Here is a 16,013-nt window from a genome sequence, read left to right as displayed (position 1 = left end):
CGCACGGCATCCCCGCCGCCCTGCGGCCTACCCTCCCGCACAGCGTCCGCCGCCGGCGGCCCGTACCGCCTTTGTCCCGCCCGGCCGGACGTTAAACCATCCCGGCCGGACCCTTTGACAGGATCCGGCCGGGGTTCTTTGCTGGTCCCGGTTACGTCACAGGCTTAGACGAACGCGGCAACTCCGGTGATGGCGCGTCCGGTGACCAGGGTATTGATCTCGTAGGTGCCTTCATACGAGTAGATGGCTTCCGCATCGGCAAAGATCTTGGCCATCCCATAGTCGGTGACGATGCCGTTTCCACCCAGGATGCTGCGGCCCAGGGCCACCGATTCGCGCATGCGTGCCGTGGTGAACGCCTTTGCCAGGGCTGACTGCTCATCCTTGGCCTGGCCCAGGTCCTCGAGCTGCGCCAGACGCACCATCATGCCCAGCGAGCTGACGGTGTTGCCCAGGATTTTCACCAGCTGTTCCTGCACCAGCTGGAAGGATGCCAGCGGCTTGCCGAACTGCTTGCGCTCCACGGCGTACTTGCGGGCGACGTCGAAGGCAGCCATCTGCTGGCCCACGGCCTGCCAGGCCACCGCGAGGCGGGTGACCTTCAGGACCTTGTTGGTGTCGCGGAAGCTGTTGGCGCCCTTGAGGTGGAAGTCGTCGCTGATTACCACGTTGTCCAGGACGATGTCGGCGTTCTGCACCGTGCGGAGCGCAATCTTGTTTTCAATCTTGGTGGCCGTGTAGCCCGGCGTCTTGGTATCCACCATGAAACCCTTGACCTGGTTGTCTTCGAGGTCGCGGGCGTAAATGACCACCCAGTCGGAGAAGGTCGCGTTACCGATCCAGCGCTTTTCGCCGTTGAGGATCCAGTTGTCCCCGTCCCGGCGGGCAGTGGTGCGGGTACCGCCGGCGACGTCGGATCCGCCCAGCGGTTCGGTCAGGCCGAAGGCGCCGATCTTCTTCATGGCGTAGATGTCCGGGAGCCAGGCGGCCTTCTGCTCCTCGGAGGCCAGGGCCTCAATGGAGCCCGTGAAGAGCCCGTCGTGGACACCGAGGAAGGTGGCGAAGGACGTGTCGGCACGCGTCACCTCGGCGTGGCAAAGGCCCGCGAAGAGATTGGAGTAACCCTGGCGGTACACCGGGCTCATGACATCCAGTTCGGCGATCTTGGGGATCATGTGGTGCGGGAATTCCCCGGCGTTCCACCAGTCGGCTGCATGCGGCTTGACCTCGGCGGTGAGCCAGGCACGGATTTCGTGCAGGCGGTCGCGCTCCTTGTCGCTGAGCAGGTCCTCGAATGCGTAGAAGTCGCCGTCCGGGTACGGAAGGTTGTCGACGTCGATAATTCCCATGGAAAATGTCCTTCGCTGCTGATCATCGGTGATCCACTGGTGCCCGTCCGGGAACCGGCTGAGCCTATGTTACCCACCAGTAACAACGATCACAACGTGCCGCGGAACTTATTCGGGCGGTAAGAAATACTGCGGCCAATGCCGGCGCCGGCTGGAAGCGCATCGCCGGGCACCTGGCCAAAGAAAAATCCGGGCCTCCCAATCTCTTGGAAGGCCCGGAATCTTGTAGGGCTGGTGGGGCTTGAACCCACGACCCACGGATTATGAGTCCGCTGCTCTGACCAGCTGAGCTACAGCCCCCGGTGCCGGAAAGGCATCGGTGCCCGAAAGGCAACGATGCCATCCTAGTGTGTCCGGGGACCGGACAACCAATCAGGCCGCAGGCACCGGTCTCCCGGGATCGCCCCGGTAGAGATCTTCAAAGGTGGACAGCGTGGCTTCCAGGCTGTGCCGGTCCACCATGTCGCGGCTCGTCCTGCCCATCTTCTGCCGGTCTTCCGGGGAGAGTTCAAGGATCTCCGTGATGCGGCCGGACAACTCGTCGCTGTCGCCGGGCGTAAAGAGGTAGCCGTTGCGCCCCTTCTCCACGAGGTGCGGCAGGGCCATGGCGTCGGCGAGCAGGACCGGCTTGGACGCCGACATTGCCTCCAGCGTCACCAGGGACTGCAGCTCTGCGGTGCCGGGCATGCAGAACAGATCGGCCTTCAGATAGGCCTCGCGCAGTTCGGCGTCGGAGATCAGCCCGCGGAACACCACCCGGTCCTGCAGTCCCAGCCGCTGCACCTGGGCTTCGAGCGCGGTGCGGACCTCGCCGCCGCCGACGATCTCCGCCCGCACACCGAGATGGGCCGGGGTTTTGGCTACGGCGTCGATGAGGACGTCCACGTGTTTTTCCTCGGCCAGCCGACCGACGAACAGGACGGTGGGCGCCTCGTGCGGGGGAATCTTCTCCCCCGGATGCAGTTCATACACCGACGCGTCAATGCCGTTGGACAACGCCATCACGTCATGCAGGAAGGCATGGCGGTACATGGCCTCGGCGGCCAGCGGCGTGGGGGTGGTGACCACCTGCGCCTGGCCCATCACCTTGCCCATGTCCTTCCAGGAGTTGGTCGCGACGATCCGTTTCAGCCACTTGGGGAAGGGCAGGAACGGATCCAGGTTGGCTGGCATGAAGTGGTTGGTCGCAATCACGCGGATCCCGCGCCTGCGGGCCTCGTAGAGGGTGTACTCCCCCACCATGTAGTGGCACTGGATGTGCACGACGTCGGGCTGCACCCGGTCGAAGAGCAGCGCGATTTCCTTTTTAATCTCCCAGGGCAGGCAGATCCGCCAGTACTCGTGCGTGGGAACCCCGTGGGAACGGAGCCGGTGCACCGGCCACTCACCCCCGAGATCGCTGCGGCTGCCGCCGTTGACGTCATTCGGTGCCAGGACATGGACGTTGTGCCCGCGCCCGTGCATCCCCCGGGCCAGCCGGTAGCCGAACTGCGCGGCACCGTTCAGGTGGGGAGGATAGGTGTCACAGGCAATGAGGACAGTCAGCGGTTGGTCTACCGGGGCGTCGGTCACGTTGGTGGTCCTGCTTTCGGGTTCTTTGAGGCCGGCTTTTGCCGCCTCCGCTCTTCATTCCGACGCTGGATAACGTCAGGGTGATACCGCGAGAGGGCAACGACCCCAACAATAGCAATCAAGGCCGCCACGGACATGGCCACCGCGGCGACGGCCGGAACATCCGGCCGCAGTTCATGCAGGACACCGATGCCGATGGCTATCCCCACCATGGGGTCAATGACGGTCAGCCCCGCGATCACCAGGTCCGGCGGCCCGCTGGAATAGGCGTTCTGCACAAACCAGGACCCCAGTGCGCCGGCGGCTGCAACCGCCACGATGGTGTACCAGGGCACGTTCAGCAGGAACCGGCCGTTCGGGTTGAGCAGGTCACCGGCAATAACCTTCGTCAGGACGGCGACGAACCCGAACAGGATGCCGGCGCCCAGAATGTGCGCGATCGCACGGAGCCGTTTACGGAAGACCAGGTTCAGACCACCGAAGAAGACCACGACGACGGCGAGGATGAGGACAATCGTCACTTCCTGCCGCGGCTCCACTACCTGCTCGGTGCGGGTGACCATGATGGCCAGGGACACGAACAGCATGCTGCCCGCCACGCATGCGGTAATGGCCGCGACGGTAATGCGGTTCATGTGCAGGCCCTGATCCCGTGAATTCACCACGGTGGTGATCACCAGCGCAATGGAACCGATCGGCTGCACCACGGTCAGGGGCGCCATCGACAGTGCCGCCACATTCAGGGCCATGCCGGTGCCCAGCAGCAGGAGGCCAAGAAGCCACCGGGGGTTGCGCAGCAGCCGGCTGATCTGGGAGGTATTCAGGGCCAGGCCGCCTGTGTCGGCCTTCACGGCGCTGCCTTGGCGCTGGGCGCCGAAGGCCAGGAAGAAGGCGCTTGCGAGGGCGCAGGCGACGGCAACGCCTACCATCGGCACTGCCCGGGCTGGAATCCGCGGCGCGGGCGGCCGGAAGCCGTCCTAGGGTGCATAGCCGGTTCCGGTTCCGGCGTAAACGGAGCCGCGCTGGTGCAGGTATTTGCGCCACGCGGCCACCAGGTACCCGGCGGCTGCTGCAACATGGCCGATGCAGCCCAGTGCCAGCACGGCGGAACCGGCGGAGCAGAGCCACTGGTAGTCATACCCGTCCACCCGGCCCAGCAGCAGCAGGGGTGCACCCAGAAGCAGCAGTGCTGTCCGGATTTTTCCGACGAGACTGACCGGCAGGTCCGGATTGCCGTGGAAGAGCAGCAGGGAGTTGACGATCAGGACGGCGTCCGGAACGGCGATGCTGAGGATCAGCCACACCGGTGCGATGCCGTCCACCACGAAGGTGGCGGCCACGATGATCAGCGCGAGCCGGTCCGCCACCGGGTCCAGCCACTGTCCGGTGGTTGAGACCTGGTTCAGCCGGCGGGCCAGATAGCCGTCGATCCAATCCGTGCTGCCCACCGCTACCAGCGTGAGGAACGCACTCCCGTAGCGGTCCTCGCTGACGAACAGCACAAACAGGGGGATGCCCAGAAAACGAAGGACCGTGACCAGATTCGGTAGGGTCCAGAACCGTTCCAATACGGTGAGTTCCGTATCGGGACGCGCTCCGGCACCGATGAATCTGATCACGGTCCGTTCCCCTCGTCAAAGATGTACGAGTACAGCTTACTTTCGCGCGAGCCGGCGGGACATGATGAGCAGCGCCAGCAGCGAGGCGAGCATGACCGAAAGCGGCTGCCAGCGTTCCTTGATCAGTGCCAGCACGTCGTCGGCCGCGGAAGGACCGGCAGCGCTGTCTTCGTTGCTGCGGGCTGCGGCAGCCCGGCGGGATTTCAGCTCCTGAATGCGGGCTTTGACGTCCACTTTCTCGCCCAGTCCGTCCCGGACCGCGGCAATGTGCTCGCGGCGCTGGCGTGCACGGGTGCGCAGTTCCTCGGGGGTGGGCGGCTTCGGGCCTTCAGGCTTGTCCGCCTTCTCAGCCTTCTTGTCCTTCTTTTCCTTCGGCTCCTTGGGCTTGTCCAGGGTAGCCGGATCGAAGCTGCGGCCTTCCTTCAGCACGCCGAGGTCGTAACGCACGCCGCGGATGGCTTCCTCGGGAAGCAGCGGCAGCGCCTTCTTGAAGCGGCTGTAGCCGATGAATCCGGCAATACCGGCGATCACTAGGAACAGGGCGGCAACCAGCAGCGCAGCCAGCCAGGCAGGCATAATCAGTGACAGCGCCATGATGCCGGCAACAAGCAGCGAGATGGCCAAAGCCGCAACCATCAGCAGCGCCACCACCATGAAGGCCGCGGCAATGCCGGCCTTGATGCCCTTCTGCTTCATTTCGGCTGTGGCGAGGGCGAACTCGTCATTCAGCTGGCGCGGCGTCAGTCGGGCCATGACTTTCGCCAGCCCCACCAGCGACGAGCTCCCCGCCGTTCGCTGTGTCCGAGTGCTAGCGGAGCGGTTCATGCGCCCAGCCTCCGTCCCCTGTTCAGTATTCACCGTTGCCATAACCCCAAATTACCATTCTCCTCAGCGTTATCAGTCTGCCCATCCGCACCAATGGCACGTTAGGACGTTTCGAGGCCCTCGCGGTCCTCGAGTTCGCGGCCGGACAGCTCGGGAAGTTTGGTCTTCACGAACCAGAAGGACAGCACCGCGAACGCGGTAAAGATGGCGTACATAATCCAGACTCCGAAGTTATCGCTGACCCACGGGAAGGCAAGGGTAACGATGAAATTGAAGATCCAGTTGACCATGGCGCCCAGGCCCAGGGCCAGGGAACGGATGTTGTTCGGGAAGACCTCGCCGAGGGTAACCCACATGACCGGTCCCCAGGTTGCCGCAAAGAAGACCACGAAGAGGTTCGCGCCGACCAGGGCAACCGGGCCCCAGATGCCGGGCAGGGAGACTTCACCGTCTACGTCCACGGCCTGGAAGAACGAAACGGTGGCTGCCAGCAGGCCCACGAACATACCGGCCGAACCGATCATCAGCAGCTTGCGCCTGCCGATGCGGTCCACGAACGCAATGGCGACCAGTGTCATCAGCACGTTCACGATCGAGGTGATCACCGACGTCGTGAAGGAGTCGCTCTCACTGAAGCCTACGGACTTCCACAGGGTGGTGGAGTAGTAGAAGATCGCGTTGATGCCGACCAGCTGCTGGAACGCGGCGATTGCCATGCCGACCCAGAGGATGGGCTGGAGTCCGAACTTGGGCCCGCGCAGGTCGCGGAAGGTCGGCTGCGGGCTCTTGAAGCTGTCGCGGATATCGGCGATCTTGCGGTCCGTGTCCGTCACGCCGGAAATGGTGGTGAGCACCTTGGCGGCTTCCGCGTCGCGGTTCTTCCGGACGAGGTACTGCGGGGATTCCGGGATGGTGAGTGCCAGGACGCCGTAGACGATGGCGGGCGCGACGCCGACGAGCAGCATCCAGCGCCAGGCCGGCAGGCCCCACCAGAGTTCGCCGAGCGCGCTGCCGGCCGTATTGGCCAGGAAGGCGTCGGAAAGCAGTGCGGCAAAGATACCGATGGTGATGGCCAGCTGCTGGACGGAGCCCAGCGCGCCGCGCCATTTTGCGGGGGCAACCTCGGCAATGTAGCCGGGGGCGATGACGGATGCGGTGCCGATGGCAAGACCGCCGACCAGCCGCCAGAGCATCAGGTCCCATTCGCTGAATGCCAGCGCGGATCCCACGGAGTTGGCTGCGAAGAGTACGGCGGCGCCGACCATGACCAACTTGCGTCCAAGCTTGTCTGCCAGCTGGCCGGCGAACCAGGCGCCGGCGGCACAGCCCAGCAGCGTGATGGCCACGGTGAAGCCGAGGATGCCCGGGCTGAGGGTGAATTCCTCTCCGATGGCATCGACCGCGCCGTTGATTACTGCGGTATCAAACCCGAAAAGCAAACCGCCCACCGCTGCGGCAACGGTGACACCAATCACCCTGCCGGGGTGGGCCACCCGTTCGGATTTGCCGTTGTTGGGTCCTGGCTGAGTCGCGCCCATCGACCGTTCCTCGTTTTCTACTCAACTAGCTGCGTACACGTGACTGGTGTCAAAACACTTAAGCCTACGCATAACACTAAGCATGCTTGTTCATGCACGGTAGCCGAAGCGCGGCTCCAACGGCAGAAACGCGGGACAACCCGCCGCGGTGTTGGAAGGCCGCGGCACCGGAATTCCGGCAGGACCGAGGGCGGCCGGCAACCTCGGAGAAGAAGGTTCCGTGCGGACACACCCGTTCCGGTGTCATTCAGATCACAGGTTTCCCGGCATTCCCTCACGCGGGGACGGCCGTGACGGCGCCTCCGCCGGGACGCGGCGGGCGCATAAAAAAAGGGCCTGCGACGCGGGAAACCCGGTCACAGACCCTCTGCTTGCTCCCCCGACTGGACTCGAACCAGTAACCCTTCGATTAACAGTCGAATGCTCTGCCAATTGAGCTACGGGGGAAAGCGGCGTCCTCAACTATACAGTAAATCGCCGGTCCTTCCGAACCGGTCCGCCCCGGGACTCCGCCGTTAGTGGTTCCGACGCCGCGTTGCCGGCCTGTGAGACAGTTGCCCATGATTAAACAGGTCCGGAAAGTCGTCTGCTACGCGGTGCAGCAGGATCATCTGCTTGTCTTCACCCATAACGCAGTACCGATGGAAATCACGGGTGTGCAGGTCCCGGCGGGGACGGTCCGGCCGGGCGAAGAGCCGGCCGATGCCGCGGTCCGTGAACTGCGTGAGGAGACCGGGGTGGCCGGAAAGGTGCGGAGGTACCTCGGCGAATCCGTTTACGACCTGCGGCCTCTGCGGCCCGAGACAGCTACCCGGTACTTCTTCCAGCTGGAGGTTCCGGCCAGCAGCGTCTCCGCCCGCTGGGGAGCGGGAGAACCGGATCCGGACGACGGCGGATCACCGGTCTCGTGGACCTGCTGGTGGATGCCGCTCCCCCAGGCCCATGTCCTTGCCGGCGGGCTGGGGGCCAGGCTCGGGGATCTGGCGGAGGATCCAGCCGTACTCCCGAGCACATAAAAAAGATCCCTGACCTGCATAGCTGCAGGTCAGGGATCTTGTTTGCTCCCCCGACTGGACTCGAACCAGTAACCCTTCGATTAACAGTCGAATGCTCTGCCAATTGAGCTACGGGGGAAAGCGGCAGGTTTTACTTTACAGAGATTCCGCGCCGAAACGAAATCGGCGCCCCGCCGGAGGAACCCGGGCCCTTACTGGTCTCCCCGCAGAGCCCGGCGCTGCATTTCCAGCTCCATGAGTTCGCGGTTGAGTTGGTGGAACAGCTCCTGGTCGGCGTTGGGGTCCAGCCGCTGCAGCTGGCCCAGCTTCTCTGCCTTCAGGTGCGTCACCTGCAGCTCAAAGAGCCGGTTGAGGATGTCCCGGCAGTACATGGCCAGCGCATCGGCGTCACGGGCAGGCAGCGGCGTCACGGCCAGCTCGCTGACGAAACCGCGCAGCGGCTCCGGCAGTTCCTCGCGGACCCGTTCCACCCAGGCCGCGGGGGCGGTTCCGGCATCGCCCGCGGCACGGATCGCATCATGGACGGCAACATAGGCCGGGACGGTGAACCGGACCGCTTTGAAGCGTTCCCACTGCCCCGCGTCGAGCATTCCCGGCTGCTGGAGTGCGACTTCCAGGGCTTGGCGTTCCATCCGGGCAGCGGGATCACTCAGGTTGGGACGGCTGAACGCGGATGAAGGCTCCGGTTCCTGCGGCCGGCTCTGCTCCCGGCCGTACGTCTGGTTCTGGCCCTGCCACTGCCGCGGCTGCTCATCGCGCCGCCCGTACTGCTGCTGGCTGCCGCGCTGCTGGCCCCCGCGCTGGCCGTATTGCTGCCGGCCCTGCTGCCCTTCCGGGCTGCGTCCGGCCGGTATGGTCTGCCCGGCAGTGTCTGCGCCGGGGGCTGCCTTCCCCCGTTTGGTGGCGGCGTTGACCGCCCGGCTGACGTCGTCGACGTCGGTCCCCAGCCAACCGGCCAGCTCCCTGGCGTACGCCGGGCGCATGGCCGGGTCACGGATGTCCGCCACCACCGGTGCCGCAGCACGCAGCGCCGAGACGCGGCCCTCCACGGTGTTCAGATCGAACTTGCGCAGCGTGGAGCGGATCGCGAACTCGAACAGCGGGCGGCGGGAAGAGATCAACTCAGCCACGGCGGAGTCGCCGTGCGTCTGGCGGATATCGCAGGGGTCCATGCCGTTGGGATCCACGGCCACGTAGGTCTGCGCGGTGAACCGCTGGTCCTCCTCGAAGGCGCGCAGGGCCGCCTTCTGCCCGGCGGCGTCGCCGTCAAAGGTGAAGATGACCTCTCCCCCGGTGCCGTCGTCGGACAGCAGGCGGCGGGCGATCTTGATGTGGTCGGTGCCGAAGGCGGTGCCGCAGGTGGCGACGGCGGTGGTGATGCCCGCCAGGTGGCAGGCCATCACATCGGTGTACCCCTCCACGACCACCAGTTGCCGGGTCTTGGCGATGTCCCGCTTGGCCAGGTCAATGCCATACAGGACCTGGGACTTCTTGTAGAGCGGGGTTTCGGGGGTGTTCAGGTACTTGGGGCCCTGGTCGTCCTCGTAGAGCTTGCGTGCGCCGAAGCCGATCACGGCACCGGTGAGGTCGCGGATGGGCCAGATCAGGCGGCCGCGGAAGCGGTCGTAGAACCGGGAAGCGTCCGAGCCGGTGGAGAACATCCCGGTCTCGGCCAGTTCCTCGCGGGTGAAGCCCTTGGATGTGAGGTGCTTCAGCAGGGAGTCCCAGCCCTGCGGTGCGTAGCCGACACCGAAATGCTCCGCCGCTGCCGGGTCGAAGCCACGCTCCTGCAGGAAGTTCCGGGCTGCGGCGGCACCCTGCGTGCCGAGCTGGCTGCGGAAGAATTCCGCGGCCACCTTGTGTGCATCCAGCAGGCGTTGGCGCTTGCCGACGTCTTCGCGGCGCGGCCCGGTGCCGCCGTCTTCGTAGTGCAGTTCGTAGCCAAGCCGGGCGGCGAGCTTCTCGACCGTTTCGGAGAAGGTGCCGTGGTCCATCTTCTGCACGAAGGAGATCACGTCGCCGCTCTCACCGCAGCCGAAGCAGTGGTAGCTGCCCACCTGCGGGCGGACATGGAAGGACGGCGAGCGCTCGTCGTGGAACGGGCACAGACCCTTGAAGGAACCGATGCCTGCAGATTTCAGGGTTACGTATCCGTCGATCACTGCTTTGATGTCGGTACGCAGCCGCACTTCATCGATGTCTTCACGCTTGATCAGTCCGGCCATAGCATCCAGTCTATTCTTCCCCGCCAAACCGGCGCCGGGGACCAGACGGTGGACGCACTCAGCGCCCGGGACCGCAGCCCCGGGCGCTGAAGACGTCCGGTGTCCGGGCCTGTTGGCTCAGTCCTCCGTCCGGCGCCGGGCGGCATAGATGCCCAGACCACCCATCAGGCACAGACCGGCTCCGAGGGCCAGATAGGTGCGGGCGGATACCTCCAGGCCGGTGCTCGGAAGCCCTGACCGGTCCGGCTGCTCCGGGCGGGGTTCAGGCGCCGGAGCCGGGGCCGGCGACTCCACGAAGGCGTAGGTGTTGTTCACGATGGCAGTGGCCGTATCGTTGGCCGGGATGGTGACCGGGCCGGGCAGCTCGGATTGCACCTGCACGGCAGAGGTGGCGCCGGTACTGGTTTCCGTCACCGTGCATTCGGTTCCGGCGGGGAGTCCGTCGAATTCGGCGGTCACCTCTCCCGTGGCGCCGGCCGGGATGGTCACCGTTTCATCCAGCGCGGAGCCGTCGGTGCCGCAGCGGACCTCGAGGACGATCTCACCCTGTTCGCCGGCGGCAGCCCCGGTGATGACCTTGGTGACCACGAGGCCCCCCGGAACGGGGCTGTAGCTGTTCGTCACCATGGTGTCGACGGTGTCGCCGGCCAGAATTTCGACGTCGCCGGGCAATTCGGTGGTCACGGTGACGGCGGCGGTGGCCCCGGTCACCGGTTCCGTAATGGAGCAGGAGGCACCTGCCGGGATATTCGAAAACACCGCGCCCACGTCTTCGGTGGTCCCGGCCGGAACCTGGGAAACCTCCTCGAATACCGTCACCCCGTCCAGGGTGCACAGGACATCAACCTCCACGGAATCCTGGTTTCCTGCGGCCTCACCGGTAATAGCTTTGGTGACGGTCAAAGAGCCGGGATTCACCTCGTAAGTGTTGATGACGGCAGCTTCCGCAGTTTCACCGGCGGCTATGGTCACGTCTTCGGGCAGCTCCACGGTGACACCCACCGCGGGCGTTTCACCCGTTCCGGGTTCGGTGACGCTGCAGCTCGCACCTTCCGGGATTCCGCTGACCGTGCCGGGAATGGTGCCTCCGGCGCCTGCTTCAATGGTGATGTCCTGGCGGATCACCTCTTCTCCGTCTGCGGTGCAGATGACCTCGACCGTGATTGGACCCTGTTCACGAGCCGCCGGGCCGGTGATCACCTTGTCCACTGTCAGGGCGCCGGGGTTCACGGTGTACGTATCCGTCACGGTGACCTCCACGCCGCCGCCGGCAGGAATGGTGACCGTCCCGCCCGCAGGATCGGTCACAGTCACAACGCTGACTGCCGTCGTCGCACCGTCGGCGGTCTCGGTGATCGTGCACACGGCTCCCGCGGCGAGGCCCTCAAACTCTTCGGTGGTCGGTTCAGTCGTGCCGGCCGCAATGGTGACGGTCTCGTTCAGAACTGTCGCGCCTGAGGCGGTGCAGGTCACCTGCAGCGTGACGACGCCCTGCCGTCCCGCCCCAGTCCCGGCGAAATCCTTTCGGACGGCGAGGGTTCCGGTGGTGAAGGTGTAGTCGTTGGTCAGTGCCGCAGTAACGCTGCCCGCGGCGGGAACCGTGACAGTCCCCCCTCCTGTCACGGTAACGGCCACGGCTTCGCTTGAGCCGTCAACGGTTTCCGTCACGGTGCAGCTGCTGCCGGCGGCGAGGTCGGGGAATTCGGCAGCTTCCGGGGTAACGGTTCCCTCCGGAATGGTCACCGTGGTGTCCAGCACGGTGACACCGTCCGAGGTGCAGACCACGGAGATCGTCACCTCGCCCTGGGCGCCGGCGGCCTCCCCCGTGTTGGTCTTGGTCACCACCAGCGTCCCGGGGGCAAAGGTATAGGTGTCAGTGACCGTGGCCGACGCCGTCGTGCCGGAAACAATGGTGACGGCGCCGGGGAGGATGGTGCTGACGGCGACGCTTTCATTGGACCCGTCCGTCGGTTCGGCGACGGTGCAGGTGGACCCCGCGGGAATGTCGTTAAACGTCTCGGACGCTGTCCCGGTGGCCTCCGCGTCGATGGTGAACGTGAACTGGTTATCAGGGCCGCAGTCGATACTGATCACCACGGCATCCTGGCTGCCTGCTGCAGGACCGGCAATGGACTTGGTAACGGTCAGCGAGCCCACTTCGGTGAAGGCGGCGGCCGCCGTCGCGTTGGAGCTGAGCTCCCGCGTAACCGCCAGGATCAGCTTCTGCGCGTTGTCCACCCCCGGTGTTGCCGCGTCGTACAGGTAGACGTTGCCCGTCGGTACGGTGACCGCGGCCCGGGCCGTAATGTTTGCCGGTCCCGTAGCACCCGTATCGCTGCGCACCCAGAACTGCGTTCCGCTGGCCACGGGGCTGTTCAACGGAACGGTCCCGTCGGCGTCGGCGTAGAGGCTATATCCTTCATCGATCGTCACTTCAATCTCGTCCGCCTCTGACGTCACCGTGTGCGGTCCTGCGACTCCCGTCACAGGTGCTCCGGTAGTGGGCGGAGTGATGGCGATCGCCGGTGGGTCCGGCTCCTCCAGGGGACCGGCTGCGATGGTGTCGTTCACTATCCCGGCGACGGTCGAATAGAGAGTGCTTTGCCGATTGAGGACAAACCCGTCCGTGAAGAACCAGATGGCAGCCTGCACAGCGGCGGCCTTGTTGTTGACGTTGCCCGCCGGCAGGTTGGTACTCGGATAGTACGTGTTCAGGATCCGGTTGACGTATCCGATATTCGGGACGTTGGACTCATCCCAGCTGCCGTTTTCGTAACCGATGCTCACCCTCGTGGAGGTGCGCAGGTCGATGCAGTACATCTCGGCCGTGGTGGTGCCGCTGGCGTCCTGGGTGTTGATGATGCCGGCAAAGCTGACGTTTTCCGTCTGGTACCCGGCCGGAACACCGGCGGGATAGGCGTCAATGGGCCAGCTTTGTCCCACGGGCGGCAACCCTCCCGACACCCTTGTCCCGGCGCCGAGCGACGTGACCACGATGTCCGTGTTCGCGTTGCTGGCAGGAGGCGCACCCAGAATAGGCCCGGGATCCGGGGCGGCCTGCGCGGGCAGCCCCAGCGGCAACATCGCCAGGCCCAGCAGGAAAACCAGAAGGCTCCGAGAGTGGAACCGTCGGCTTCCTTTCCTGACGCGGCGTAGCTGACGGGAACGGGTTGACTGCTGTGTACTCATGGCGGTCCTCGGGTACGCGTGTCCGGCCGACCGTCCGGCGATAGTGAATCGCCGAACGCTGAACCACCCCGCGCCAGAGGCTAACGGTGCAGCCGCCCGTTCACCAGAGAGCCGGCTGCAATCCCTACCAGAGCGCCGGAACCGGGCCTACCAGCCGCTCGTGGAGGGCAAGTGCCGAACCGTCCGTCAGCGAGGCCACCTGGTCGACGACGACACGCAGCCGGGCGCCGTCGTCGGGCGCGTCCCGCCAGTCGGCGGCGAACATCGGATCCAGGTGCTTATCCCCGGTGGCGGAAAGCTGCGCGACGAGGGCGGTGAGCACTTCGCGCTGGCGTTCGTAGAGCGGCTGGCGCTGGTCGGTGGTCATCACGAACGTGGTGGCCAGGCCCTTCATGACGGCAATTTCCAGCTGGGTCTCCTCGGGGACCACCATTTCGGCGTGGTACCGGGTCAGCGGATCGGTGCCGTAAATGCCGCGCGTGGCTTCCAGCGCGCTGTTGCAGAACCGGCCGATCAGCTGGCTGGTCATGTCCTTCAGGGCGGCCATGGCGCGTCGGCTGCCGTCCGATTCGCGGACCCACACCTTGGTGGCTTCCAGCCGGGCAAGCGCCGCATCGATGGCGGCAGGTTCCGCACCGGGCAGGTACCACTGCTGGGTGTAGCCGACCACCCGGGCACGCTGGTCCGGGTTGTCCAGCCACTTGAGCTGGACATGGCCGGCCACAATCGCGTCCTCAACGTCGTGCACGGAGTAGGAAATGTCGTCCGCCAGGTCCATCACCTGCGCCTCGAGGCAGGAGCGTCCCTCCGGCGCGCCGTCGCGCAGCCAGGTGAAGACGGGCAGGTCATCCTCGTACACACCGAACTTGGTGGTGCGGTGCCCGTTCACCAGCGGAGCATTGGCAATGGACCACGGGTACTTGGTGGCGGCATCCAGGCTGGCGCGGGTGAGGTTCAGGCCCGCGGGCGTGCCGTCGGGGGCAATGATCTTCGGTTCGAGGCGGGTCAGCAGCCGCAGCGTCTGTGCGTTGCCTTCGAAGCCGCCGATGGCATGGGCAATGTCGTTCAGCGCGGTCTCGCCGTTGTGGCCGAAGGGCGGGTGCCCCAGGTCATGGGAGAGGCAGGCGGCGTCGACGACGTCGGGGTCGCAGCCGAGTGCGTTGCCCAGCTCCCGGCCCACCTGGGCCACTTCGAGGCTGTGCGTCAGGCGGGTGCGGACAAAGTCGTCCGTGTCCGGGGCGACCACCTGGGTCTTGGCACCCAGCCGGCGCAGCGCGGAGGAATGGAGCACCCGCGCGCGGTCACGGCCGAACTGTGTTCGGTTGGTGTTTTTCGCCGGTTCCGTAACCCATCGGGCCAGATCGACTTCGGTATAGCCTGCGGTGGAGACTGCCTGCGGGAAGGTCATGGGGTGCTTTAGCCGCCTGATACGTCGAGTTCGGCTGCCGAAATGATGGACTTCTGGGCGGCGTTGAGTTCCCGCCCGTCCAGCCAGCCTTCCGGCAGCGCTGTCTTTTTGGGTGTTCCGGCCCGTCCGCGCGGTCCCTCGGCGTCTGTGCCGGGGTAGGGTGCGTCGGGGTCCAGCTGGTCCAGCAGTTCACGGAGGACCGCCAGGGACGGTACCGTCGCCAGTTTAGCGCGGAGGTCTCCCCCTACTACGTAGCCCTTGAAGTACCAGGCCATGTGCTTGCGGATGTCGCGCAGGGCAATCACTTCGTCGCCGAAGGTCTCCACCAGCAGTTCCGCATGCCGGTACACGCTGTCGGATACCTGCTTCAAACCGGGCCGGTGCCGTTCGGACCGTCCCTCGAAGGCTGCTTCCAGGTCACCGAAGAGCCATGGGCGGCCCTGGCAGCCGCGTCCGATGACGACGCCGTCCACGCCGGTCTCGCGCACCATGCGGATGGCGTCCTCGGCGGACCAGATGTCACCGTTGCCCAGGACGTTCATGTCCGGCAGGGCTTCGCGCAGTTCCGCGATGGCAGACCAGTCGGCCTTGCCGGAGTAGAACTGCGACGCCGTGCGGCCGTGCAGGGTCACCGCGGCCACGCCGGAGTCACGGGCGATCTTCCCGGCGTCGAGGAAGGTCAGGTGGTCCTCGTCAATGCCCTTGCGCATCTTGATGGTCAGCGGCACGTTGCCCCGGGAAGCTTCCTTCACCGCCGTCTGGACGATGGCGGTGAACAGGTCCAGCTTCCACGGCAGGGCCGAACCGCCGCCCTTGCGGGTGACCTTGGGGACCGGGCAGCCGAAGTTCAGGTCAATGTGGTCGGCGCGGTCCTCCTCGACCAGGAGGCGGACGGCTGCACCGACGGTCTTGGGGTCCACCCCGTAGAGCTGGACGGACCGGACCCTTTCGTCGTCGTCGTGCTTAATGATCCGCATGGATTCCGGCGAGCGTTCCACGAGGGCGCGGGAGGTGACCATTTCAGTCACGTACAGCCCTCCCCCGTATTCACGGCAGAGCCGGCGGAAGGCCTTGTTGGTGATGCCCGCCATGGGTGCCAGGATCACCGGGGTGTCCACGGTGATGGGGCCTAGTTGCAGCGGGGGAAGCTCAAGCTTGAGTTCCGGAGATAAAACAGTCACCCCTCTATTCTCGCAAGCCGATGCAAATCCGATACCGCCCGGCACTCAGCCCGTGAAACGCCCCCGGCGCGGTGAATTGACACTGCTCCCC

At 65.5% G+C, this 16,013-nt stretch carries 11 protein-coding genes and 3 tRNA genes; 1 reads left to right on the top strand and 13 read right to left on the bottom strand.

Annotation, left to right across the window (positions count from 1 at the left end; translation table 11 throughout):
* Positions 1 to 164 precede the first annotated feature (164 nt).
* The 8 genes from N2K95_RS05260 to N2K95_RS05225 form a co-directional block, all read right to left on the bottom strand.
* Positions 165 to 1,349: an acyl-CoA dehydrogenase family protein gene (locus tag N2K95_RS05260; protein ID WP_260653230.1), complete on the bottom strand. Its 1,185-nt coding sequence runs from the start codon at positions 1,347 to 1,349 to the stop codon at positions 165 to 167.
* A 226-nt stretch (positions 1,350 to 1,575) separates the two neighbouring features.
* A tRNA-Ile gene (locus N2K95_RS05255) sits at positions 1,576 to 1,649 on the bottom strand.
* Between the two features lie 72 nt (positions 1,650 to 1,721).
* On the bottom strand, positions 1,722 to 2,921 hold the full coding sequence (locus tag N2K95_RS05250) for a glycosyltransferase (protein ID WP_255793399.1): 1,200 nt from the start codon (positions 2,919 to 2,921) through the stop codon (positions 1,722 to 1,724).
* A complete protein-coding gene (locus tag N2K95_RS05245) occupies positions 2,918 to 3,850 on the bottom strand; it encodes a DMT family transporter (protein ID WP_260653229.1) in 933 nt (310 codons plus the stop codon). The genes N2K95_RS05250 and N2K95_RS05245 overlap by 4 nt, the downstream gene beginning before the upstream one ends.
* A 48-nt stretch (positions 3,851 to 3,898) precedes the next feature.
* Positions 3,899 to 4,540 carry a CDP-alcohol phosphatidyltransferase family protein gene (locus N2K95_RS05240; RefSeq protein WP_260653228.1) on the bottom strand — a complete coding sequence of 214 codons (642 nt, stop codon included), beginning with the start codon at positions 4,538 to 4,540 and terminating at the stop codon, positions 3,899 to 3,901.
* A gap of 36 nt (positions 4,541 to 4,576) precedes the next feature.
* Positions 4,577 to 5,365 carry a phage holin family protein gene (locus N2K95_RS05235; protein ID WP_260653227.1) on the bottom strand — a complete coding sequence of 263 codons (789 nt, stop codon included), beginning with the start codon at positions 5,363 to 5,365 and terminating at the stop codon, positions 4,577 to 4,579.
* A gap of 101 nt (positions 5,366 to 5,466) precedes the next feature.
* Complete coding sequence (locus tag N2K95_RS05230) at positions 5,467 to 6,903, bottom strand: sugar porter family MFS transporter (RefSeq protein ID WP_260653226.1); 1,437 nt, start codon at positions 6,901 to 6,903, stop codon at positions 5,467 to 5,469.
* 374 nt (positions 6,904 to 7,277) lie between these two features.
* Positions 7,278 to 7,350 (bottom strand) — tRNA-Asn (locus N2K95_RS05225).
* A gap of 113 nt (positions 7,351 to 7,463) precedes the next feature.
* Between N2K95_RS05225 and N2K95_RS05220 the strand changes: the two genes are divergently transcribed.
* Positions 7,464 to 7,919 carry an NUDIX domain-containing protein gene (locus N2K95_RS05220; RefSeq protein ID WP_260653225.1) on the top strand — a complete coding sequence of 152 codons (456 nt, stop codon included), beginning with the start codon at positions 7,464 to 7,466 and terminating at the stop codon, positions 7,917 to 7,919.
* A 45-nt stretch (positions 7,920 to 7,964) separates the two neighbouring features.
* Here the strand turns inward: N2K95_RS05220 and N2K95_RS05215 are convergent.
* From N2K95_RS05215 to dusB, 5 genes are all read right to left on the bottom strand, one after another.
* Positions 7,965 to 8,037 (bottom strand) — tRNA-Asn (locus N2K95_RS05215).
* A gap of 73 nt (positions 8,038 to 8,110) precedes the next feature.
* Positions 8,111 to 10,144, bottom strand: coding sequence for a DNA primase (gene dnaG / locus N2K95_RS05210; protein WP_260653224.1), 2,034 nt, complete (start codon positions 10,142 to 10,144; stop codon positions 8,111 to 8,113).
* Between the two features lie 117 nt (positions 10,145 to 10,261).
* The gene (locus N2K95_RS05205) at positions 10,262 to 13,333 is read right to left on the bottom strand and encodes a thioester domain-containing protein (protein ID WP_260653223.1); all 3,072 of its coding nucleotides are present in this window, start codon (positions 13,331 to 13,333) and stop codon (positions 10,262 to 10,264) included.
* A gap of 124 nt (positions 13,334 to 13,457) precedes the next feature.
* Complete coding sequence (locus N2K95_RS05200; protein WP_260653222.1) at positions 13,458 to 14,741, bottom strand: deoxyguanosinetriphosphate triphosphohydrolase; 1,284 nt, start codon at positions 14,739 to 14,741, stop codon at positions 13,458 to 13,460.
* An 8-nt stretch (positions 14,742 to 14,749) separates the two neighbouring features.
* Positions 14,750 to 15,922: a tRNA dihydrouridine synthase DusB gene (gene dusB / locus N2K95_RS05195; protein ID WP_260653221.1), complete on the bottom strand. Its 1,173-nt coding sequence runs from the start codon at positions 15,920 to 15,922 to the stop codon at positions 14,750 to 14,752.
* Between the last annotated feature and the right edge of the window lie 91 nt (positions 15,923 to 16,013).

This window comes from Arthrobacter zhaoxinii, from assembly GCF_025244925.1.
In the GTDB taxonomy this organism is placed as follows: Bacteria; Actinomycetota; Actinomycetes; order Actinomycetales; family Micrococcaceae; genus Arthrobacter_B; species Arthrobacter_B zhaoxinii.
This window is presented reverse-complemented; position numbering and strand designations above follow the sequence as displayed.

Bases quoted from the DNA above. Each gene is read 5' to 3' on its own strand.
- N2K95_RS05205 (WP_260653223.1), bottom strand. From the start codon at position 13,333: ATGAGTACACAGCAGTCAACCCGTTCCCGTCAGCTACGCCGCGTCAGG.
- N2K95_RS05230 (WP_260653226.1), bottom strand. From the start codon at position 6,903: ATGGGCGCGACTCAGCCAGGACCCAACAACGGCAAATCCGAACGGGTG.
- N2K95_RS05245 (WP_260653229.1), bottom strand. From the start codon at position 3,850: ATGGTAGGCGTTGCCGTCGCCTGCGCCCTCGCAAGCGCCTTCTTCCTG.
- N2K95_RS05235 (WP_260653227.1), bottom strand. From the start codon at position 5,365: ATGAACCGCTCCGCTAGCACTCGGACACAGCGAACGGCGGGGAGCTCG.
- N2K95_RS05200 (WP_260653222.1), bottom strand. From the start codon at position 14,741: ATGACCTTCCCGCAGGCAGTCTCCACCGCAGGCTATACCGAAGTCGAT.
- N2K95_RS05260 (WP_260653230.1), bottom strand. From the start codon at position 1,349: ATGGGAATTATCGACGTCGACAACCTTCCGTACCCGGACGGCGACTTC.
- N2K95_RS05220 (WP_260653225.1), top strand. From the start codon at position 7,464: ATGATTAAACAGGTCCGGAAAGTCGTCTGCTACGCGGTGCAGCAGGAT.
- dnaG (WP_260653224.1), bottom strand. From the start codon at position 10,144: ATGGCCGGACTGATCAAGCGTGAAGACATCGATGAAGTGCGGCTGCGT.